At 55.0% G+C, this 21,681-nt stretch carries 20 protein-coding genes and 2 tRNA genes; 7 read left to right on the forward strand and 15 right to left on the reverse strand.

The genetic code is table 11. From position 1 onward, the window contains the following. Positions 1-14 precede the first annotated feature (14 nt). Together ACDI13_RS05910 and ACDI13_RS05915 are read left to right on the forward strand one after the other, a co-directional pair. A tRNA-Pro gene (locus ACDI13_RS05910) sits at positions 15-91 on the forward strand. A gap of 210 nt (positions 92-301) precedes the next feature. Continuing rightward, positions 302-378: transfer RNA gene (locus ACDI13_RS05915), tRNA-Pro, on the forward strand. A gap of 90 nt (positions 379-468) precedes the next feature. Here the strand turns inward: ACDI13_RS05915 and ACDI13_RS05920 are convergent. Continuing rightward, entirely contained in the window at positions 469-906 is a 438-nt protein-coding gene (locus ACDI13_RS05920; protein ID WP_316990619.1) for a PACE efflux transporter, read from the reverse strand. A gap of 98 nt (positions 907-1,004) precedes the next feature. Here ACDI13_RS05920 and ACDI13_RS05925 point away from each other — a divergent pair, with 98 nt between their 5' ends. Next, positions 1,005-1,910, forward strand: a complete 906-nt coding sequence (locus ACDI13_RS05925; RefSeq protein WP_316990618.1) for a LysR family transcriptional regulator — start codon at positions 1,005-1,007, stop codon at positions 1,908-1,910. Here ACDI13_RS05925 and ACDI13_RS05930 read toward each other — a convergent pair. Then, complete coding sequence (locus tag ACDI13_RS05930) at positions 1,894-2,619, reverse strand: transporter substrate-binding domain-containing protein (RefSeq protein WP_316990617.1); 726 nt, start codon at positions 2,617-2,619, stop codon at positions 1,894-1,896. The two genes, ACDI13_RS05925 and ACDI13_RS05930, sit on opposite strands and share 17 nt — an antisense overlap. Positions 2,620-2,701: 82 nt before the next feature. Here ACDI13_RS05930 and ACDI13_RS05935 point away from each other — a divergent pair, with 82 nt between their 5' ends. Further along, the gene (locus ACDI13_RS05935) at positions 2,702-3,103 is read left to right on the forward strand and encodes a DoxX family protein (protein WP_316990616.1); all 402 of its coding nucleotides are present in this window, start codon (positions 2,702-2,704) and stop codon (positions 3,101-3,103) included. 20 nt (positions 3,104-3,123) lie between these two features. On the opposite strand, the gene ACDI13_RS05940 is transcribed toward ACDI13_RS05935, so the two are convergent. Genes ACDI13_RS05940 through ACDI13_RS05955 form a run of 4 tightly spaced genes read right to left on the reverse strand, consistent with a single transcriptional unit; the run spans position 3,124 to position 5,875 of the window. Beyond that, positions 3,124-3,294, reverse strand: coding sequence for a hypothetical protein (locus tag ACDI13_RS05940; protein WP_316990615.1), 171 nt, complete (start codon positions 3,292-3,294; stop codon positions 3,124-3,126). Between the two features lie 13 nt (positions 3,295-3,307). Continuing rightward, positions 3,308-4,669 (reverse strand): sensor histidine kinase, encoded by a 1,362-nt coding sequence (locus ACDI13_RS05945; RefSeq protein ID WP_316990614.1) that lies wholly within the window; start codon positions 4,667-4,669, stop codon positions 3,308-3,310. Then, complete coding sequence (locus tag ACDI13_RS05950; RefSeq protein WP_316990613.1) at positions 4,666-5,331, reverse strand: response regulator transcription factor; 666 nt, start codon at positions 5,329-5,331, stop codon at positions 4,666-4,668. Before ACDI13_RS05950 ends, ACDI13_RS05945 begins: the two co-directional genes overlap by 4 nt. A gap of 1 nt (position 5,332) precedes the next feature. Continuing rightward, positions 5,333-5,875 carry a hypothetical protein gene (locus ACDI13_RS05955; protein ID WP_316990612.1) on the reverse strand — a complete coding sequence of 181 codons (543 nt, stop codon included), beginning with the start codon at positions 5,873-5,875 and terminating at the stop codon, positions 5,333-5,335. 224 nt (positions 5,876-6,099) lie between these two features. Between ACDI13_RS05955 and ACDI13_RS05960 the strand changes: the two genes are divergently transcribed. Both ACDI13_RS05960 and ACDI13_RS05965 read left to right on the forward strand, forming a co-directional pair. Next, on the forward strand, positions 6,100-6,516 hold the full coding sequence (locus ACDI13_RS05960; RefSeq protein ID WP_316990611.1) for a hypothetical protein: 417 nt from the start codon (positions 6,100-6,102) through the stop codon (positions 6,514-6,516). Positions 6,517-6,769: 253 nt separating this feature from the next. Then, positions 6,770-8,395 carry an acyl-CoA synthetase gene (locus ACDI13_RS05965; protein ID WP_316990610.1) on the forward strand — a complete coding sequence of 542 codons (1,626 nt, stop codon included), beginning with the start codon at positions 6,770-6,772 and terminating at the stop codon, positions 8,393-8,395. Positions 8,396-8,592: 197 nt separating this feature from the next. Here the strand turns inward: ACDI13_RS05965 and pstB are convergent, their stop codons facing one another. From pstB to ppk1, 5 genes are all read right to left on the reverse strand, one after another. After that, complete coding sequence (pstB, locus tag ACDI13_RS05970) at positions 8,593-9,372, reverse strand: phosphate ABC transporter ATP-binding protein PstB (RefSeq protein WP_003802766.1); 780 nt, start codon at positions 9,370-9,372, stop codon at positions 8,593-8,595. Positions 9,373-9,405: 33 nt separating this feature from the next. After that, positions 9,406-10,269 carry a phosphate ABC transporter permease PstA gene (gene pstA, locus ACDI13_RS05975; RefSeq protein ID WP_316990609.1) on the reverse strand — a complete coding sequence of 288 codons (864 nt, stop codon included), beginning with the start codon at positions 10,267-10,269 and terminating at the stop codon, positions 9,406-9,408. A 12-nt stretch (positions 10,270-10,281) separates the two neighbouring features. Continuing rightward, positions 10,282-11,220: a phosphate ABC transporter permease subunit PstC gene (gene pstC, locus ACDI13_RS05980; RefSeq protein ID WP_372372866.1), complete on the reverse strand. Its 939-nt coding sequence runs from the start codon at positions 11,218-11,220 to the stop codon at positions 10,282-10,284. Between the two features lie 220 nt (positions 11,221-11,440). After that, positions 11,441-12,484, reverse strand: coding sequence for a phosphate ABC transporter substrate-binding protein PstS (gene pstS / locus ACDI13_RS05985; protein WP_316990620.1), 1,044 nt, complete (start codon positions 12,482-12,484; stop codon positions 11,441-11,443). Positions 12,485-12,581: 97 nt separating this feature from the next. Further along, entirely contained in the window at positions 12,582-14,654 is a 2,073-nt protein-coding gene (ppk1, locus tag ACDI13_RS05990; protein WP_316990621.1) for a polyphosphate kinase 1, read from the reverse strand. Between the two features lie 239 nt (positions 14,655-14,893). Between ppk1 and ACDI13_RS05995 the strand changes: the two genes are divergently transcribed. After that, positions 14,894-16,384: a Ppx/GppA phosphatase family protein gene (locus ACDI13_RS05995; protein WP_316990622.1), complete on the forward strand. Its 1,491-nt coding sequence runs from the start codon at positions 14,894-14,896 to the stop codon at positions 16,382-16,384. 280 nt (positions 16,385-16,664) lie between these two features. On the opposite strand, the gene ACDI13_RS06000 is transcribed toward ACDI13_RS05995, so the two are convergent. The 4 genes from ACDI13_RS06000 to ftsH form a co-directional block, all read right to left on the reverse strand. Further along, the gene (locus tag ACDI13_RS06000; RefSeq protein ID WP_316990623.1) at positions 16,665-17,447 is read right to left on the reverse strand and encodes a GNAT family N-acyltransferase; all 783 of its coding nucleotides are present in this window, start codon (positions 17,445-17,447) and stop codon (positions 16,665-16,667) included. A gap of 68 nt (positions 17,448-17,515) precedes the next feature. Continuing rightward, positions 17,516-18,859: a phosphoglucosamine mutase gene (gene glmM / locus ACDI13_RS06005; protein WP_316990624.1), complete on the reverse strand. Its 1,344-nt coding sequence runs from the start codon at positions 18,857-18,859 to the stop codon at positions 17,516-17,518. Continuing rightward, entirely contained in the window at positions 18,856-19,698 is an 843-nt protein-coding gene (folP, locus tag ACDI13_RS06010; protein ID WP_316990625.1) for a dihydropteroate synthase, read from the reverse strand. The genes glmM and folP overlap by 4 nt, the downstream gene beginning before the upstream one ends. 23 nt (positions 19,699-19,721) lie before the next feature. Next, positions 19,722-21,635 carry an ATP-dependent zinc metalloprotease FtsH gene (gene ftsH, locus ACDI13_RS06015; RefSeq protein WP_316990626.1) on the reverse strand — a complete coding sequence of 638 codons (1,914 nt, stop codon included), beginning with the start codon at positions 21,633-21,635 and terminating at the stop codon, positions 19,722-19,724. Positions 21,636-21,681: the final 46 nt, after the last annotated feature.

Consider the following 21,681-nt stretch of genomic DNA (forward strand, 5'->3'; position numbering starts at 1 on the left):
TTACTGTCTTTAGTCGGGGCGTAGCGCAGCCTGGTAGCGCATCTGGTTTGGGACCAGAGGGTCGCGAGTTCGAATCCCGCCGCCCCGACCATTAAAGAATAAAAGGCTTAGTTCATTGCACAGTGAACTAAGCCTTTTTCTTTGTCTGACCCGTGAACGTCAATCTATTTGCATTGTGTTTTTTGCCTTGGGCAGTGAAAAATTGGCCCTTAGCCCTGATGCATCCATGCGTTCAAGCCCTGTTTTAATAAGGTATATACTTGCCAAACGAACAAGGGCAAGATATAATTTTTTTCTTAGTCGGGGCGTAGCGCAGCCTGGTAGCGCATCTGGTTTGGGACCAGAGGGTCGCGAGTTCGAATCCCGCCGCCCCGACCAAAAAATTCAAAGGCCTTGCAGAGCAATCTGCAAGGCCTTTTAGTTTTGTCGGCATCATTAAGCAATGATGCGCCAGCACCGCAACAACATTTAACTTTGGCTTGGGTTTACCCCCACCGAATTGGGCAAACCAAAAATCGCATCAAATGCCCAGTTATAAATAAAGGCGAAGATAGGAAAGAAAGCCAGCAATACCGCTTCCATCAAAAAAGCCTTCCATAAACTGATCTCCAGCCACCACGCGATCAGCGGGACCAACAAAGACACCAGCACAATCTGAAAACCGGCCACATGCAGCACCCGGTGCCAGAAGGTGCGCGCCTGAATCTGACGACGACGCTCCCAGGCCTCAAACAGCATGTTGTAGAACAGGTTCACCGATACCGCACAGGTGCTGATCATGAAGGACAGCACACCACTTTGCATCGCCCCCGCCCCGCTCAAGTGTCCCAATACGGTTGCCGCTACCATCATGCCCAACAGCTCGAACATTCCCACATAGACGACTCTTCTTTTCCACCCCTGCACGATAAACATCCTTGATAAAAATGCTGAAAAGCATGATTATCCGCAGTAATTCTTGTAGAAAAAGTCAGACTCCATCAGTTTTGTTTATAGGTTAAACCATGCTTACCAGCGATCATCTCGAGCTGTTACTAGCCGTGGTCGAACACGGCTCTTTTTCCTCCGCTGCACGGGCGTTGCGGCGAACACAGTCGGCCGTCAGTATGGCTGTGGCTAATTTGGAAGCCGAACTGGACCTGACGCTATTTGATCGTAGCCGTCGGGAACCCGTGCCTACCGCCGAGTTACTGGCCATGCTGCCCGATGCCAAACTGATCAGCAGCCGCTTGCAGGGTTTGCGCCTTCATTTGCAAGAACTATCGGGTGGGTTGGAAAGCCATATACGGCTGGGCATAGTCTGTGATGTCGACCCCAAACCAGCCTTGATTGCCCTGCAGGCACTGGAGCAACGCTACCCTGGCCTGGACATGGAAATACGAACCGCGCCGCAGGAAACCTTGGTCGAGGCTCTCAAAAAGCGCGAGCTGGACCTATGTATTGCCTATGGCGGACTGGAGCTGGAAAGTGTCGGCATTGTGCAGTCCTTGTGGACCGAAACCATTAGCGCCGTGGCAGCACCTGGCCATCCTTTGCTACAAGATGGCCCCTGCCCCCTGGAAGACTTGAAGGCCTACCGGCAGATTGTCATTAGCAGCCCCGACCACGATGTCAGCAAAGACCGATCCATGCTTAGCTTGCGCCAATGGAAAACGGACAGCCTGGCCATGACGCTGGAGCTGGTGGAGCGGGGCTTAGGTTGGGCGAATCTGCCCTTGTCTTGCCTGCGGCCGTCTTTGGCATCGGGGCGTTTGCAGCGCATCCAATTCTCTACGGGTAGCAACGGATTGGATCTGCCCATTTATCTGCTGCAGTCCAAAAGCCAGGATGTCGGGAAAGCGCAGGCCCTGTTCAGACAGGCCCTGCAAGACGCGCTCAATGGCCGCACCCACCCTATTCCGGAACCGTAACGTTGGCCTGCCCACTATCGGCCAGGAACTGCGCCACCATCCCTTCGTTTTTTTGCCGGGCCAGAAACGCTTCAATCCAGGCATGGGCTTGCGTACGTTCCGAAGGCACCGCCATGGCCTGACGAATCACGGTGAAACTATCGGGCAATACACGCAAACCGCTGCGGGAACGTGCATAGCGTTCCAGGGGCTGGCGTACACCGGCAGCGGCATCCAGTTCCTCTTCTACAAACAAGTCGATAGCATCGGCAGAGGTCCTTGCCCGAACCAGATCAGCATGTTTTAAATGACGGCTCAGGAACAAGTCATAGGCCGCCCCCTTGCCAACCGCAATGCACACGCCCTGCCGATCCAACTGATCCACGGTCTGAAAGGCAGACTCCTCGCGCACCAGATAGGTACCTTCGATATGCACATAGGCTTCGCTAAAGCGGATTTTTTCCGCACGCTTGGGATCGATTGCCAAAAAAGCCAGATCCCACTCGTCCTTGTAGACTGCCTCCACGACAGCCTGGGCCGCATCGTAGCCATGAAACTGCACGCTCAAGCCCAGCTCTTGCGCCACACTGCGGGCCAGATCGGCCGACACTCCTTTGGGCGACTGCTCATTGGCACCACGTTGGGCCAGGACGGGATTGCCATAATTCATGGCAACACGCAAAACCCCGCTGGGGGCCAGTTCTGCTGCGACAGCCTGCTTTTGTGTCATGTAAATGCTCCGTCATACTTTTAAGAACCCAGTCTTCTACAATAACGCACCGTCCTGTCCCACTACATAATGGAGCGCCTGTATGTCTCGTGATGATCTTGGAAAACTCTTGCTGCGTGTCACGGTCGGTGTGTTGATCCTGCTGCACGGCATCGCCAAGATACGTTATGGCATCGGAGGAATCGAAAGAATGCTGATCACCAACAATATGCCCGGCTTTCTGGCCTGGGGTGTGTATATAGGCGAAGTGATTGCTCCTGTTCTGATGATTCTGGGCTTTTACGCCCGCGCCGGCGGTTTGATTGTAGCCATGAACATGGTCATTGCCGTGTTGCTGGCCCATAGCAACCAAATCAACAGCTTCAATGCCCAGGGGATTTGGACCTTGGAATTGCAAGGCATGTTCCTGGTTGGCGCGCTGACCGTAGGCTTGATTGGTGCCGGACGTTATAGTCTGGGTGGCAGTAGTGGCCCCTGGAACTAAAGGCCGGCCCCAGCCCTGTGTTAAAAGAACGCCCGCCTCACCGGGCGTTTTTCATGAATGATCAAGCCATTACCACCACCTGACCCTGTTAGCATCAGCCACTCAATCTGCCAGCCCCAAACGCCTCTCCCCCCAACGACACTGGTATTGGCGTTGGCGTTGGCGTTGGCGTTGGCGTTGGCGTTGGCCACCTAGCTTCCTACCTTAACTTGCCAAGGTCAAATCCAGGCGCAATCCACCTTTCTCGGACACACTGGCCTGCACCTTGCCCTGATAGCTGCGCGCCAGCTCGCGCACAATATCCAACCCCAAACCAAAGCCGGGATGCCGTTCATCCGCACGCTGACCGCGGCCAAACACACGCTCAAGCTGCTCCGGATCCAGGCCAGGACCATCATCTTCCACCACCAGATGCAGCTCATTATCCTGCTGCCACACGTGGCACCACACATTATGCGTCGCCCATTTGCAGGCGTTGTCCAAGAGATTACCGGCCATCTCCTGCAAATCCTGCTCTTCGCCCTTAAAAATCAAGGCCTGAGCAGGCAAATCCAGATGAATCTGCTTCGCCTTGTGCAAGCGCCCCATCACACGACACAAGGACTGCAAGCAGGCAGACACATCGGTGCGCACCCCAATGGCTCTGACCGCCATGGCCCGTGCACGTGACAAATGGTGATCAACCTGACGCTGGGCCAAAGCCACCTGCTCGCCAACCAAAGCCGCCAAATGCGGATCTTCAGCCTGAGCGGCATTGCCCATAATCGTGAGCGGGGTTTTGACGGCATGGGCCAGGTTTCCAGCCTGCGCCCGCGCACGATCCACCATGCCCGCATTGGCACTGAGCACCGCATTGAAATCATCCACCAGGGGCTGAATTTCGCTGGGAAAACGGCCACTGACTTGCGGTTCCCGACCCTCCTGCACATCCAGCAAACGGCGTCGCAGCAGGTGCAGGGGATACAAGGCCAGCACCACTTGCAAGATCGCCGCCAGGATCAGACCCACCGCCAAGCCACCCAGCGACAGGAACAGAATCCGCTCAAAACGAGCCAATGGCTCGGCCAGCAGCTCTCGATTGCCTGCCACCATAATCTGCAGGCTTTGACCCTTGTCATTCACCTCGTCCAGTTCCTGACGCAGCACAACCAGACGCTGTTTTCCCGGCCCCATCAGTGACAAGACACCATTGGGCGTATCGGGAGCATTGACATCCAGAGCCTCGTCCCACAAAGAGGTCGAACGCAACACCACCGTCCATTGGCTGCTACCCGCCTCCTGGCGCGCAATCTGCCAGTACATACCGGAATACGGCTGCTCAAATAAAGGATCACTCAGACGCGATTGCAGGGTGACACCATCGGCATTGTCCAGATTCACGTCCGCCATGATCTGGTCCAGATGGGTTTGCAAACGCTGCTCGAACTGACGGTAAACGTGATCTTGAAACAAGCGATTCAAGCCCAAACCGGCCAGAATGATACTGATCAAAATCCAGGCCAAGGTCCCCAGCAACAAGCGGCCACGCAGAGAACCCAGAATGGGGTGACCCCGTCGGGCGATCATGCTTCGGGGTCCACCAGACGATAGCCCATGCCTCGCACCGTTTCGATATAGCCGGGGGGTAATTTCTTGCGCAAACGACCGATAAACACCTCGATGGTATTGGAATCGCGCTCAAAGTCCTGAGAGTAAATATGCTCGGTCAATTGGGTGCGCGACAACACCTGACCGGGGTGATGCATCATAAAAGCCAGCAAACGGTATTCATGGCTGGTCAGCGACAAAACCATGCCCGCACAACTGATCGAGGAAGAACGCGCATCCAACTCCAAGTGGCCTAACTGCAAGCGTGGGTTCGCCTGACCGGCCGCGCGGCGCAGCAAGGCGCGCATACGGGCCAACAACTCTTCCATGTGAAAGGGCTTGGCCACATAGTCGTCCGCACCGGCATCCATGCCTTCAACCTTGTCGTGCCAGTCATTGCGAGCCGTCAGAATCAGCACCGGCATATTGATGCCCGAAGCCCGCCAGCGACGCAATACCGACACCCCATCCATGCCCGGTAAACCCAGATCCAGCACTACGGCATCAAAGGCCTCGACCTCGCCCTGATAATGACCTTGCTCGCCATCATGGACGACTTGAACCGCATAGCCCGCCCGCTCCAGGGCCTGCTGCAATTGCCCCGCCAAGGTAGGCTCGTCTTCGACGACCAGTATCCGCATATCAATGTCCTCGGGAATGCGAACGCTTCACGCCACGCACAAACAACACTTTGGCGGTCAAGGCGTCCACTTTCAGGCGCAAGAGGCGGTTGTCATCGACCAGCATGCGCAAGTCATAAACCCAAAGCTCAACGCGCTCGTCATATTCAAACTGGACACGCAGCACTCGTCCGGGATAGGTCTCGCGCACCCGTTTCAACACCTCACGCAGGGGCAAAGCCTCCCCGCGACGCACCGCCTCACGGGCCTGATCATGACCACGGTAAGCCGGCCCCGGAGGCCAGTACGGACTGGGGCCGAAACGTTCATTAGGAGGGGGAGGCGGGGGGGGTGGTGGGGGTAGACGACGAAAGCAGTCATCCTCTCCAACGTAATCGTGTCCCGACCAATCCGAACGCCGGTCCCTGTCCCACGACGCGTCGCCCCGCTGCTTTTTACCACTGCAGCCAGGGGAGTCATGGGAATGGGCAAGTGCCAATGGCATCACTGCCGTCAAAACGGCGGCCAAACTCATCAGCAGTGCGGATTGTTTAATGGACGTCATGAGAATCGGTACGTACAAACAAAAAAGAGGGATCAAAAGATCGCACCCCTCTTATATAGCAAGCTGCGGATGAACATAACATGAATGGCGACTTCAGTTTAGATTCAGAGCCACTTGCTCATAATGGGCACCAGGCTGACAGGACAACCCAACCTTCCCCTCTCAAAAGGAAGCTACCCAGGAATCTGACAGCACCACTTTTTGATTACACGAAGGAGCTATACATGAAACGCACTTCCCTTTTTTCTGCCTTGGTATTGAGCGCAAGCCTGTTGGGTGGCACTGCTGCCATCGCTCAGGACGCCACAAGCGCAGCCCAAGCACAGAGCAGCCAAAAACAAGCACGTCAGGCCCGCGACCACAAACCGCTGACTGCTGAACAAGTCACCGATATCGGCCCCGCCTACCAGCGTCTGAAAGAGGCCGGCTACACCAAAGTGGGTAGCCTGCACCAGCGAGGTGACAACATCATGGCCATGGTGGTCGACAAGGACGGCAAAGTGGTACGTGTCCGCTCCGAAGGAGCCAATGGCGAGTTTACGGTTGTAGAGCGCAAGAACAATGGCCAGCATCGCCGTGGTCACCGCTCTGGTCACGATCAGTGCCATGGCAACGCCATGAAAGAGGCCGCCAAGTCCTGATCACGGAAACACTTTCCCCCAAGCCGTTGATGTTCGCAAGCAGTAGTTTGAAGTGACAACACACCGTTGTATTAGCAGTCAAAGTCGGTAGTTGGACCTTGCCACCACCCTCACGGCAGGGGCAAGCAAGCAGGACGAAAAACGGCGCATCCCCTGGCGCCGTTTTTCTTTTCTACTGATTAGCCCGGATAGGGACATCCCGCACAAGGGGTTAGGATGAGAGTCTATTTCACCTTTGGGAAAAGTGCCTCTCATGCTGTCTGCTGATTCTGTTTACTCGCAAAGCTACTCGGAATTTCACTGGTCCATCCCCGAACACTACAACATCGCTCACGATGTTTGCGACAAGTGGGCCGACGGAACTGGACGTCTTGCCCTGATCCAGCAGTGGCCCGATGGCCAGGTCAAACGCTACACCTTCGATCAACTCAAAGCCTGGTCTGATTCGCTGGCTGCCGCCTGGCAAGCCCAAGGAATACAGGCGGGTGACCGCATCGCCATTTTTTTGGCCCAGGGCCTGGAAACAGCACTAGCGCATTTGGCGACCTACAAAATCGGCGCCATTGCCATGCCCCTGTTTACCCTGTTCGGCACGGATGCACTGCGCTATCGTCTGAACGACTCCGGTGCCAGCACCTTGATTACGGATCAACAAGGCCTGGAGACGCTACTGCCCCTACGCGAACACCTGCCACAGCTCAAACATCTTTACCAAAGTGACAGCCAACAGGATCAGGAACAGGCGCTGTCCCTATGGCAAGCCATTGCCGCCCACCCGGAACCGGCACCACGCACCCTGAGCACCCGCGCAGACGACCCTGCCGTGCTGATTTATACCTCCGGCACCACAGGCTCGGCCAAAGGTGCCCTGCATGCACACCGTGTGCTGTTAGGACATCTGCCGGGCGTAGAGATGTCCCACAACTTCCTGCCTACGGGTGAAGGCCTGATGTGGACGCCCGCCGACTGGGCCTGGATTGGTGGCCTGCTGGATGTGCTGCTCCCCGCCTGGCATCACGGCATACCCGTGCTGGCCTACCGCTTCCCCAAATTCGATGCCGAAGCCACCTGGAAACTAATGTCCGAGCATGGTGTCACGCATACTTTTCTGCCTCCCACGGCATTGAAAATGCTGCGTCGCAGCCAATGGTCGCGCGAGCAATGGCCCTTGAAGCTGCAATCCATCGCCAGCGGCGGGGAGTCGCTGGGCGCGCAACTTCTGGATTGGGCGAAACAGGAACTGGGCATCACCATCAACGAGTTCTACGGACAAACCGAGTGCAATATGATCGTGTCCTCCTGCTCGGCCTGGTTTCCCGGTCAGGCAGGCAAGATTGGCAAGGCCGTGCCTGGTCACAAGGTCGCGATTGTGGATGATCAGGGGCACATTCAGAAAGCCGGTGTTGAAGGCCATATTGCCGTGCAATCCCCCGATCCAGTCATGTTCCTGGGCTACTGGCAACGCCCCGAGGCCACCCGCGAGAAATTTGTGGGCGACTGGCTGCTGACCGGCGACAAAGGCATACAGGACGAGAACGGCTATATCCAGTTCGTAGGCCGGGATGATGATGTCATCACCAGTTCCGGCTACCGCATTGGACCCGGCCCAATTGAGGATGGCCTGATGGGGCATCCCGCCGTCGCCATGGCGGCAGTGATCGGTGTCCCCGACCCCGAACGCACGGAAGTCGTGAAAGCCTTTGTGGTGCTGAAAGAAGATATCGCACCGTCCCAGGAACTGATCAAGGAGATCCAGGAACACATCAAGCGCCGGGTCGCCGCGCATGAGTACCCACGGCTGATTGAATTCGTCGATGCCCTGCCCATGACCACCACCGGCAAAGTCATACGCCATGCTTTACGCAAGTTGAGCCAGTAAGCGTATAAGCCACAGGCGATTGCTGGCTGCTGACTGTCATCCGCCGTGCCGATGGATAAAAAACACCCCAATCATTGGACACAGATCCAGCGATTGGGGTGTTTGTCACACAGGAACAACTGTCCCCATGTGAAGGGATGGCTTTCTTCAAACGCCAGGCAAAGCGCCGTGAGGCCACTCTGCCTGCATCCGTCTGATTAACCGAAACGACCCGTGATGTAGTCTTCGGTTTCCTTGCGAGCTGGTTTCACGAAGATCTGGTCAGTTTCACCAAACTCCATCAGTTCACCCAAATACATATACGCGGTGTAATCCGAGCAACGTGCAGCTTGCTGCATGTTGTGCGTCACGATAACCACGGTGTAGTCCGTTTTCAGTTCGGCAATCAGCTCTTCGATCTTGGCGGTAGAAATCGGGTCCAGCGCCGAGCAAGGTTCATCCAGCAGCAGAACCTCAGGTTTGATCGCCACACCACGGGCAATACACAGACGCTGTTGCTGACCACCGGACAGGCCGTTACCACTTTGGTGCAGCTTGTCTTTCACTTCGTTCCACAGCGCGGCTTTGGACAGAGCCCATTCCACACGCTCGTCCATTTCACCTTTGCTCAGGCGCTCGAACAAACGCACACCAAAAGCCACGTTGTCGTAAATACTCATGGGAAACGGTGTCGGTTTCTGGAACACCATGCCTACTTTGGCACGGATCAGGGAAATGTCCTGCTTGGACGTCAGCAGGTTTTCGTTGTCCAGCAGGATTTCACCTTCCGCACGTTGGCCGGGGTACAGCTCGTACATGCGGTTCAGCGTGCGCAGCAAAGTGGATTTACCGCAACCCGAAGGTCCGATAAAGGCTGTAACCTTCTTTTCCTTGATGGACATGTTCACATTGCGCAGGGCATGGAATTTGCCATAGAAAAAATTCAGGTTACGGATTTCAATCTTGGTCGATTCGTCGGAGGTAATAATTTGACTCATAGCGTTGGCCGACTAGGGCGCTCCGTGAAAACGTTATTTTTGGCGGAAAAGGCTGCGAGCCAGGATATTGATACCCAAGACCAGCAAGGTAATCAGCACCGCACCTGCCCAGGCCAGACGGTTCCAGTCCTCAAAGGGGCTGGCAGCATATTGGAAAATCACCACCGGCAAGTTGGCCAGCGGCGCGTTCATGTTCCAGGACATGAACTGGTTGTTCAAGGCGGTGAACAACAGAGGAGCCGTTTCACCAGCAATACGGGCCACGGCCAGTAGAACGCCCGTCACGATACCGGGCAAGGCTGCACGGTAGGAAATGGACATCACAATCTTCCACTTGGGGCAGCCCAAAGCTGCTGCCGCTTCACGCAGTCCATTGGGAACCAGCATCAACATATTGTCTGTGGAACGCACCACCACGGGGATCACCAGAATGGCCAGTGCCAAAGAACCGGCCCAACCTGAGTAATGGCCCACTTGCGCCACATACACGGCGTAGATGAACAGACCAATAATGATGGACGGGGCCGACAAGAGCACGTCGTTCAAAAAGCGGGTGGCCGGAGCCAACCAGCCACGCTGACCGTATTCAGCCAGATAAGTCCCGGCCAGAATGCCAATAGGCGTACCAATCAAGGTACCGACACCGGCCATCATGACACTGCCGACAATGGCGTTCAGCAGACCACCCTCACCACCCGGAGGTGGTGTGCTTTCAAACAGCAAGGACCAGGCCATGGCACTGCTGCCCTTTTCGATCAGGGTCCAGATGATCCAGAACAGCCAGAACAGGCCAAAGATCAAAGCAGTAAAAGACACCCCCAGCATCAGGCGGTTGAACACCTGCCTGCGTTTGTAAATCGGGTTGCTCAGACTAATTGCGGATTTTTTATCAAACATGGTAGGTGATCCTTAGCGCGACGTGCCTTCATTCTTGGCCAGACGCAACAAGAGCAACTTGGAGATCGCCAATACAACCGTGGTGATCAGGAACAGGATCAGGCCCAGCTCCAGCAGGGCGGATTTCTGCATGCCACCGGCTTCGTTAAACTCGTTGGCCAGGGCCGAGGCAATCGAGTTCGACGGCGAGAACAGCGAGTTTGGCAAGTTAAAGGAGTTACCAATCACGAAGGTGACGGCCATGGTTTCACCCAGCGCACGCCCCAGGCCCAGCATGATCCCGCCAATGACCCCATTCTTGGTGAAAGGCAGAACCACACGCCACATCACTTCCCAGGTGGTACTGCCCAGGCCGTAGGCGGACTCTTTGAGCATGGGAGGAACCAGCTCGAACACATCACGCATGACCGCGGTAATGAAAGGGATCACCATGACGGACAGAATCAGGCCGGCGGTAAATACACCAATACCGAAAGGAGGGCCGGCGAAAATCTGCTCCAGCACAGGCACCCCGTCAAAAAAGGAGATCAGGCCGGGTTGCACATAACGCTGGAACAAGGGCACAAAAACGAACAGGCCCCACATGCCGTAAATAATGGAAGGAATCGCCGCCAGCATTTCAATGGCTGTACCCAGAGGGCGACGCAGCCAGGCCGGCGAGAGTTCCGTCAGGAACATTGCAATCCCGAAAGAGACCGGCACTGCAATACAGAGTGCGATCAAGGAAGTGAGCAAGGTGCCGGCAATGGGCACCAATGCGCCATATTCGTTATTGACCGGATCCCAGTTATTCGTCCAGAGAAAAGAGAAACCGTATTCGGCAATGGATTCCCGGCTTCCATAGATCAGGGAAATAGAGATGGCAGCCAGCAATATGAACACGAGAAACGCAAACGAGCGCGTCATGTTCTTGAAAATGCCGTCCATAAAGGCGTTCTGATTTGATTTCATGTAGACAGATGAAGGGTCAGGCCGGAATGGGACAAACGCACTGCAATCGATTTATGGATTCTGTAACAGCCAAGGCACGTTCAGGTCCAGCAAAACGATCAAGCCACGCGCGGTGCGTCCAAGACAAAACCGTAATTTTTACATAATAAAGACGGCGCCACCTAGTGGTGGGCCGTCTCACAAGATCAATTTACAACTGACCTATATTTGAACACGAATCTTACTTCCAGACTGCAGCGCCGTCTTTGGACTTGATCTCCGCCGCCCAGACAGCTTTGATCTTGTCGGTTACGTCTTTAGGCAAGGCGACGTAATCCAGCTCTTCAGCAGACTTGGCACCGTTTTCAAAGGCCCAGTTAAAGAAGTTCAGCACTTCTTTACCGTTCTCAGGCTTGTCCTGCACCTTGTGCATCAAGATGAAGGTTGCCGCCGTGATAGGCCAGGATTGAGCGCCAGGCTCTTCGGTCAGAATCACACCCATACCAGGGGTACCCGCCCAGTCTGCGTTCGCAGCGGCGGCCGCAAAGCTTTCCTGGCCTGGCTGGACGAACTGACCGTCCTTGTTCTTCAACTGAGTCCAGGACAGCTTGTTTTGCTTGGCGTAAGCGTACTCAACATAGCCGATCGAGTTCTGCAACTGACGTACGTAAGCGGCCACGCCTTCGTTACCCTTGCCACCTTGACCTGTAGGCCACTTCACAGCCTTGCCTTCACCAACCTGGGATTTCCAGTCCGGGGAGACCTTGGACAGGTAGTTGGTCCAGCCAAATGTCGTACCCGAACCGTCGGAGCGGTGTACCACCACGATGTCTTTGTTAGGCAAAGTCAGGTCAGGGTTCAGCTCTTTGATCGCTGCGTCGTCCCACTTGGTGACTTTGGCCAGATAGATATCAGCCAGTACTTTACCGGACAGTTTCAACTGGCCAGGCTCAATGCCTTCCACGTTGATTACAGGCACCACACCACCGATCACGGCGGGGAACTGCAACAGATTTTCTTTTTCCAGTGTTTCGACCTTCATTGGGTCGTCCGAGGCACCGAAGTCCACGGTCTTGGCAATAATCTGCTGTTGACCACCACCCGAACCGATCGACTGGTAGTTCACGCGGTTATTCGTTTGCTTGGCGTATTCAGCCGCCCACTTGGCATAAATAGGGTAAGGGAACGACGCACCCGCACCGGTTACGTCTGCAGCTGTGGCAGTGGCCGCAAAGGCGCTGAACGCCAGAGCAATACTTACCTTGTTGAATACACGTTTTAACATCGAGAAATCCTCTTGATGATAGTCAGATCACAGGCCCACCCTGTATGTGAAGACATAGTAAACAGGCTATGTGACATGTTCATGACAGTCTTGTTTTTCACACACCACCGAGGCGCTGCATCAGGTGCTGATGCACATTGAACGGTGCACCACGACTGCGGATGCGATTATACGTACCATCTGGACTGGCTTTCCAGGACAATTGGTTGTCACGCAGCGCATACGTAAAGGCCTCGGCAATGACGCGCCTTTTCAAGCTGCGATCCAGTACCGGCACCCCTAACTCCACCCGGCGAAAGAAGTTGCGATCCATCCAATCGGCCGAGGAGATAAAGACCTCTTCCTGACCACCATTGTAGAAATAGAACACACGCGAGTGCTCCAGGAAACGCCCAATAATCGAACGAACCTGAATATTCTCCGACAGCCCCGGCACTCCGGCACGCAAAGCGCAGGCACCACGCACAATCAGATCCACCCTGACCCCAGCCTGGCTGGCATCGTACAAGGCCTGAATGATCTTGGGTTCGAGCAAGGAGTTCATCTTGGCCATGATCCGGGCCTTTTGGCCCGCTAAAGCACGCTCGGTTTCGGCCTGAATTCGATCCATCATGCTGTCATGCAAGGTGAAGGGCGATTGCAGTAGTTGCTTGAGCGGTCGCCACGCTCCCAATCCCGTCAACATGGAGAACACCTTGTCCATGTCCTCACAAACCTCCTGATTGGCAGTCAGCAGCCCGAAATCCGTATACAAACGAGCGGTGCGTGGGTGATAGTTGCCGGTGCCCAGGTGCCCATAACGGCGGATAACACCTGCCTCGCGCCGCAGGACCAACACCATTTTCGCGTGAGTCTTGTGACCGACCACGCCATAACTGACATGCGCCCCCACCTCTTCCAGCTTGGCCGCCCAATTGATATTGGTCTGCTCATCAAAACGCGCCATCAGCTCAACCACAACCGTCACTTCCTTGCCAGCCCGCGCGGCCGACAAGAGAATATTCATCAACTCCGAATCCTCACCGGTACGATAAATGGTCTGTTTAATGCCCACCACCGCCGGATCAGCCGCCGCAGCACGCAAAAAACTCAAGACCGGTTGAAAGGATTGGTACGGGTGATGCAGTAATTGATCCTTGTGTGCAATCGTGTCAAAAAACTGAGCAGGCGACTCAAAAGAAGAATCAAAAGGGGCAGGAATGGGGGCCCGGTAATCCGCAAACAGTAAATCAGGACGATCTGGAACATTGCACAATTGCATCAAACGCGACAAGTTCACCGGACCACTTACCCGATAGGTGTCGGGCGCTTCCAGCGAGAACTCGCTTTGCAAAAAGCGTTCCAGACGCTCAGGCATGGAGTGGTCGATTTCCAGACGCACGGCAGCACCAAAATTACGCTGCGACAACTCACCTTGCAGGGCGGCCCGCAAATTGGTGACCTCTTCCTCGTCCACAAACAAATCGCTGTTGCGGGTAACACGCCACTGATAGCACCCCTTCACATCCATGCCCGGAAACAGCTCGTGCACGAAAACACTGATCAATGAGGTCAACAGCATGTAACCCTGGGGAATACCGGCAATATCGTCAGGCACCCGGATCACTCGCGGCAAAGCACGCGGCGCCTGCACAATAGCAATCGTCCCGGTGCGGCCAAAAGCGTCCTCACCGCTGAGCTCAACAATGTAATTCAGGCTTTTGTTGTAGACACGAGGAAAAGGGTGCGCCGGGTCCAGGCCAATCGGCGTGAGCAAAGGCATGACATCGCGCATGAAGGTTTGATACGCCCACTCTCGTTGAGCCTGCGTCCAGTGTGCCGTCAACAACAGCCCGATTCCTTCATCCATCAATTTGGGCAATACATCGTCCATCAATAGATCGTTCTGTCTATCGATCAACCGATGCGCAGCAGCCTGAACTTTGTCAAAAGCCTGCTGAGGCAAAAACCCGTCATCTCCCACCTGATGAGGGTTTTGCAAAATCTGTTCTTTCAGGCTGGAAATACGAATTTCAAAAAGCTCGTCCAGATTGGAGCTAACAATACAGATATAGCGCAAACGTTCCAGCAAAGGCGTAGTGGAATTTTCGGCCATGGCCAGCACTCGCTCATTGAATTTGAGCAAGGACAACTCACGGTTTAGCAAGGTTGAATCGGGAGAAGGCAGCATGGTGAGATCGTTAAAAAGCCAAAAAAGAAGGATCGTGAGACTTTTACTACATGAATATTACAGTGCGATGACCTTGGCCCATGACTACCCCCATCACAGGCAGGCAGAACCGCTACAAAGAGCACACAGTCGTTTTGAGGAGGTTTTTGATCTGACTTTTCTCAATTTTGCGGTTTACAGGACAAAACCCATGATTAATGTCCTTATAATCGCACAGTAATCATCCCGAGCAATGCCTCATGGAACAACTTCTTGCCGCTGTGGACCTGGGCTCCAACAGCTTTCGTTTATCCATTGGACGAGTCGTTCAGCACAACGGTCATGCCCAGATCTACACCATTGACCGCCTTAATGAATCTGTCCGGCTTGCCGCCGGCATGGGCCCCGACAAGTACATCAGTCCCGATGCCATTGAGCGCGCCGTCGTCATCCTGAAACGCTTTAACGAACGTCTGGCCGGTTTTCACCCCAATCGTGTTCGTGCCGTGGCCACCAACACCTTTCGGGTGGCACGCAATTTAAGCGAGGTCTTGCCGGCTGCCGAGGCAGCCTTTGGTTTTCCCATCGAGGTCATCTCCGGCCACGAGGAAGCCCGTCTGATTTTCTCCGGCATCAGCAACGAACTGCCCCCCTCCCCCAACCGCCGTCTGATGATTGATATCGGCGGTGGTTCAACCGAAGTCATTATCGGTAAGGGTTTAAAACCGCTGCTGCTGTCCTCCTTGTACATGGGCTGTGTCAGCTACACCGACAAATTTTTTGCCGATGGCGTGATTACCGAAGAGCGCATGAACAATGCCATTCTGACAGCCCGCCGCGAACTGGAGGGCATTACGCGCCAGTACCGCAAGACCGGCTGGCAAGAAGCCTATGGCTCCTCCGGTACCGCCAAAGGTCTCATTGCTATCTTGCAAGAAAATGGGATGTCCAAAAAAGGCATCACCCTGGAAGGCATGGAGCTGTTGCGCAAACGCCTGGTACACGACGGCAAGGTGGACATGCGCCATCTAAGTGGCGTCAAACCTCATCGCGCGCCAGTATTGGCAGCAGGGCTGGCCATTATGATGGCCGCCTTTCAAGAGCTGAAGATTCGCCAGATGCTGCCCGGTGAAGGCGCACTGCGAGTCGGGGTGCTGTACGACATGCTGGGTCGCGAATCCGAGCATGATCAGCGCGACCAGACCGTGCAGCAAATGATGAAACGCTACCAGGTCGACACACGTCAATCGCATCGTGTACACAAGGCCGCCATGCAGTTCTTCGCACAACTGAAGCTGCCCGATACAACGGAAGTGCAGGAGCTTGAGCGCCAGTTAGGCTGGGCTGCAGATCTGCACGAAGTGGGTCTGAGCATCGCTCATGCGGACTACCATAAGCACACTGCCTATGTGCTGGAGCACGCCGATATGCCCGGTTTTTCCAACGACGATCAGATGTTGCTCAGTTTCCTTAGTCTGGGCCATCAAGGCAAGCTGGGCAAACTCAAACGCTTTGAAAACCATAACACCTGGTGGCTGACATTGTTGAGCCTGCGCTTGGCGGTCATGCTGATGCGCCGTCGCGAAGACAGAGAAACCTTACCGCTAAGCCTGCAGGCTCGGGGCAAAACCGTCCAGATCCATCTGGATCATGAATGGATGGCCAGCCACCCCTTGACCCAGGCCTCCTTGCTGGCCGAGGTCCAAGCCTGGCAAAACGAGATCAATGACCTGAGCCTGGAGCTGGTCTGAACAAGGCTCACTGGCCATGCAGAGGCTTGGTCGGCCTGTTGAACAACAACACACCCAACTTCCAGCCGCTCTGGCCCAGGCCGGCAGACGCTTTGACTGCTGTGTGACTCCCCACCAACTGACCGAGCCATGAACTGGCTAAGCGACACCAAGCAGAGCCAAGCAGATTATCAAAACCTAAAAAACCCCCGAAAGTTGGATAGCTATCCAACTTTCGGGGGTTCTTTTTATTGGCAGGCCTTACTCTGACCCGACCTGGTCAAGCCTGGACAATACGCAATCAGACCAGACCAAAATGGCGTTTATAACGCTCGTCCATAGCCTCAAGATCCAGCAGAACAGGGAAATCAGCCGTATTGAAATCCGGATCCCAAGCAGGTGCCCCACAAATCGTGGCACCCAGCTTCAGATAGCCTTTGATCAGCGGTGGAATACGCGCGGGCAAATCGCTGTTCAGTCGTTCAACCGGGTAACGATTCAAAGGCTGAACATGCGGGATATGCCTGTTATCCCGCATAGATTTCTGGGCCACACGCCAGACTTCGGCGGCTGTGACTCCATCATCGCGCAGGCTGACGCTGGCGCAACCCAGAAGGTAGCGATAACCACCTACACGCGTCAGAGCAGCAATACCGCCCCACAGCATCATGATGGCTGAACCATTACGATGGTCAGGGTGAATGCAGGAGCGCCCCACTTCGACCATGCTGGGACGCAGCGCATCCAGAGCGCTGATATCAAATTCAGATTCCGAGTAATAACCACCCGCCTTACTTGCATTTTCCGGGGTCAGCAAGCGGTAGGTCCCAACCACCCGGTTCTCCCCCGGCTCGGTAACCATGAAATGCTCGCACCAGGGGTCAAAGCGATCTATATCCAGACCATTATGCTGATCTGGAAAGACGGCGTTCATTTCCTGGGTGAAGACCTGAAAACGCAGGCGCTGAAGGCATTCAAGTTCCGCCTGGGTACGAGCCAGACGCAAGGCCAAGCCTCCAACAGTATGCCCCGCCCAAGTATTTCCCCAATCCACTTCAGTACGTTCGCGCTCAAGATTTAGCATCGTGATGACTCCAAACACTTTTGTGCATCATGCACAAACAATGTTTCAGGTATTTGATAGCCACATTACTATTTCATTAAATCCACTGCAAGCAGGGTATCGATGCCGGCCTGAGCCAGATCGGCTTGTTCAGCCTCTACCATCAAGCGCAGCTTGGGTTCCGTCCCCGACGCACGAATAAGCACTCGGCCACGTTCACCCAACATTTGCTCCACTTCCTGGGTTGCCTGTTGCAAACCTGCATGGTTTTTCCAGTCCTGACCCGGCTGCAACGGCACATTGACCATAATTTGCGGGTACATCTTCAAGTCTTCCATAAGTTCTGGCAAGCTCTTGCCGCTATGGCACAGAGCGGTCAGAACTTGCAAAGCAGCAATAATGCCATCGCCTGTAGTGTGCCAATCCAAGCACAGCAGATGGCCTGAGCTTTCGCCACCAAAGACCCAACCTTTTTGCTGCATCAATTCCAATACGTAGCGATCACCCACTTTGGCACGTGCAAAATCCACGCCCAATTCCTGCATTTTCTTCTCGAAGCCCAGATTGGTCATCAAGGTGCCAACCACACCCTTGACTGGCTGAGACCGCAGATGATCCGCAACAATTAGATACAATAGTTCATCACCATTGTAGATCCGCCCCTGCGAATCGACCATTTGCAGACGGTCCGCATCACCGTCCAGAGCAATACCCAAATCCGCATGGTGCTTGCGCACTTCCTCGGCCAACTTCTCGGGATAGGTTGCGCCTACTTCCTGATTGATGTTGAAGCCATCAGGTTGAACCCCCACAGCAACCACCTCTGCCCCCAGCTCGCGGAACACGTGCGGGGCGATATTGTAGGCAGCGCCATGAGCCGCATCCACCACGATCTTGAGCCCGTTCAGGTTCAAGTCGTTCGGAAAGGCACTCTTGCAAAATTCAATGTAACGGCCAGCCGAGTCGGCCAGGCGACGCGCACGGCCCAGGGACTCGGACTTCACCCAATGCATGGGCTGGTCAATAGCCTGCTCAATTTTCAGTTCAATCTCGTCAGGCAACTTTGTGCCTTGGGCGGAGAAAAACTTGATGCCATTGTCGTAATACGGGTTGTGCGAAGCAGAGATCACGATACCGGCTGTCAGGCGCAAGGTCCGTGTCAAATAAGCCACGGCGGGGGTAGGCACAGGGCCCGCCAGTAATACGTCAATCCCGGCAGCCGACAAGCCCGCTTCCAACGCCGATTCCAGCATATAACCGGAAATACGGGTGTCCTTGCCAATCACGACGGTAGGACGGCCTGTCCCTTCATGTTGGGCGGCCAGGACTTGACCGGCAGCGTACCCCAAGCGCAAGGCAAACTCGGGATTAATAGTCGGGCCACCTACTTCACCACGGACACCATCGGTGCCGAAATACTTACGATCGCTCATTCAGAGACTCCACATTCAACCGCGTTCCACACATCCAGCGCCTCGCGCGTGGCGGCTACATCATGAACGCGCACAATTTTTGCGCCCCGCGCCACACAGGCAAGGGCTGCCGATAGACTGCCAATCAAACGTTCACTGGCGGGCTTTCCGGTGACATGGCCAATCATGGATTTGCGCGACAAGCCGATGAGCCAGGGGTAACCAGGCACTGCCGCCTGTTGCAAACCCCGTAGCAACTGATAATTATGTGCCGCTGTTTTACCGAAGCCAAAACCGGGATCCAGCATGATACGCTTGGATTGAATGCCTGCGCTCACTATGGCATCACATCGTTGTTGCAAAAAATGACGTACATCAACGACTACATCATCGTAGTAAACCTGCTCTTGCATGGTTCTGGGTTCGCCTTGCATGTGCATGACACACAGACCGCAATGAGAATCCTTGACCGCTTCTATGGCGCCAGGCATGCGCAAGGCATAAATGTCGTTGATCATGTCTGCTCCGGCCGCCAGGCTGGCGCGCATGACTTCCGGCTTGAAGGTATCCACCGACAAAGCCACCCCACTGTCGCGCAAGCTCTCAATCAGGGGGATAACGCGCTCAAGTTCTTGCTCCAGGGCAACGGGTTCGGCGCCGGGGCGAGTGGACTCACCGCCAATATCAAGAATATCCGCGCCTTCGGCGATTAACTGACGGGCGTGGTCCAGCGCCCGAGGCAAATCATTATGAGTATTGCCGTCATAAAAGGAGTCAGGGGTGACATTCACAATCCCCATAACCAAAGGGCGCTCCAGCCCAAACTGGAAGCGCCCACAAGACCACTCAGGGTAGTTCATGAAATAGGCTTAGCCTATGAAAGTTAAGCAACTGGCGTTGTCGCCGCGGCACCCTCGTCGTCAGCTGGTTTAGGTCCAGCGGTGGGGGGTGTAGAACCGTCAGAGGAATTGCCGTCGTTACTGTTGGGCACATGCGGAGCCCGTGGAGGCAAACCTTTCATGATGTCATCGATCTGGTCGGCATCAATGGTTTCCCACTCCAGCAAAGCCTTGGCCATGGCATGCATCTTGTCGCTATGGTCCTCGATCAGCTTGCGAGCAACGGCGTACTGCTCGTCGATAATCTTGCGAATCTCGGAGTCCACTTTCTGCATGGTGGCTTCGGACACGTGCGTTGTTTTGGTAACGCTGCGGCCCAGAAAGACCTCGCCTTCGTTCTCGGCATAGACAACAGGCCCCAGGGAGTCTGTCATGCCGTAGCGAGTCACGATGTCACGCGCAATTTGCGTTGCACGCTCAAAGTCGTTCGATGCACCGGTGGTCATTTGATTCATGAACACTTCCTCAGCGATACGGCCACCAAACAGAACCGCAATCATGTTCAGCAACCGCTCTTTGTCCATGCTGTAGCGATCGCCTTCTGGCAATTGCATGGTGACACCCAAGGCTCGACCCCGAGGAATGATGGTGACTTTGTGAACCGGGTCTGTTTTCGGCAACATGCAAGCGACCAGCGCGTGACCGGCTTCGTGGTACGCGGTGTTGCGACGCTCTTCCTCGGGCATGATCATGGTGCGGCGCTCTGCGCCCATGATGATCTTGTCCTTGGCACGCTCAAAGTCCTGCATATCCACAGTGCGACCGTTACGGCGCGCTGCGAACAAGGCTGCTTCGTTAACCAGGTTGGCCAGATCCGCCCCCGAGAAACCCGGTGTACCACGAGCCAACACCACGGCGTCCACGTTGGCATCCAAAGGCACTTTGCGCATGTGTACTTTCAAAATCTGCTCGCGACCACGGATGTCAGGCAAACCCACCACCACTTGACGGTCAAAACGGCCAGGACGCAACAAAGCGGGATCCAGTACGTCAGGACGGTTAGTCGCGGCAATGACCAAGACGCCTTGGCCGGTTTCAAAACCGTCCATTTCCACCAGCAACTGGTTCAGTGTCTGTTCGCGTTCGTCGTTACCACCGCCCAGGCCTGCGCCACGCTGACGGCCCACAGCATCGATTTCGTCGATAAAGATGATGCAAGGCGATTGCTTCTTGGCGGTCTCGAACATGTCACGCACACGAGAAGCACCCACACCCACGAACATTTCCACGAAGTCGGAACCGGAAATGCTGAAGAAAGGCACTTTCGCTTCACCTGCAATGGCACGGGCCAGCAAGGTTTTACCGGTACCGGGCGAACCGACCATCAAGATGCCGCGCGGGATACGCCCACCCAGACGCTGAAAGCGAGTGGGGTCGCGCAGAAAATCCACCAGTTCCTGCACATCTTCCTTGGCTTCATCGCAACCAGCTACATCTGCAAACGTGACAGGGTTGGTATTTTCGTCCAGTAAGCGCGCACGCGACTTGCCAAAGCTAAATGCCCCGCCCTTGCCACCACCTTGCATCTGACGCATGAAGAACACCCAAACGCCAATCAAAAGCAGCATGGGGAACCAGGAGATGAACAGGCTGGTCAGGAAGGAAGGCTCTTCGCGGGCTTTGCCCGATACCTGTACCCCGGATTTCACCAGTTCAGGCACCATCCACAGGTCACCGGGGGAGGTCAGCGTGTAGCTGCGACCAGAGTCCGGCGTGACATGCAGGGTATCACCCTGAATATCTACCTTGCTGATGCGACCAGAACGGGCATCATTCATGAATTGTGTATAAGTGACGCCATCAGTGGCTGGTGGCCGGCCGTCAAACTGCTTGAAAACAGTAAACAGCACCAGCGCAATAACCATCCAGATCGCGACTTTGGAAAACGAATTGTTCAAAGCCAATCTCCTGCGATTGCGATAACTTGCTCCATATGCTTACACA

The organism is Alcaligenes faecalis, assembly GCF_041521385.1.
Lineage (GTDB): Bacteria > Pseudomonadota > Gammaproteobacteria > Burkholderiales > Burkholderiaceae_B > Alcaligenes > Alcaligenes faecalis_E.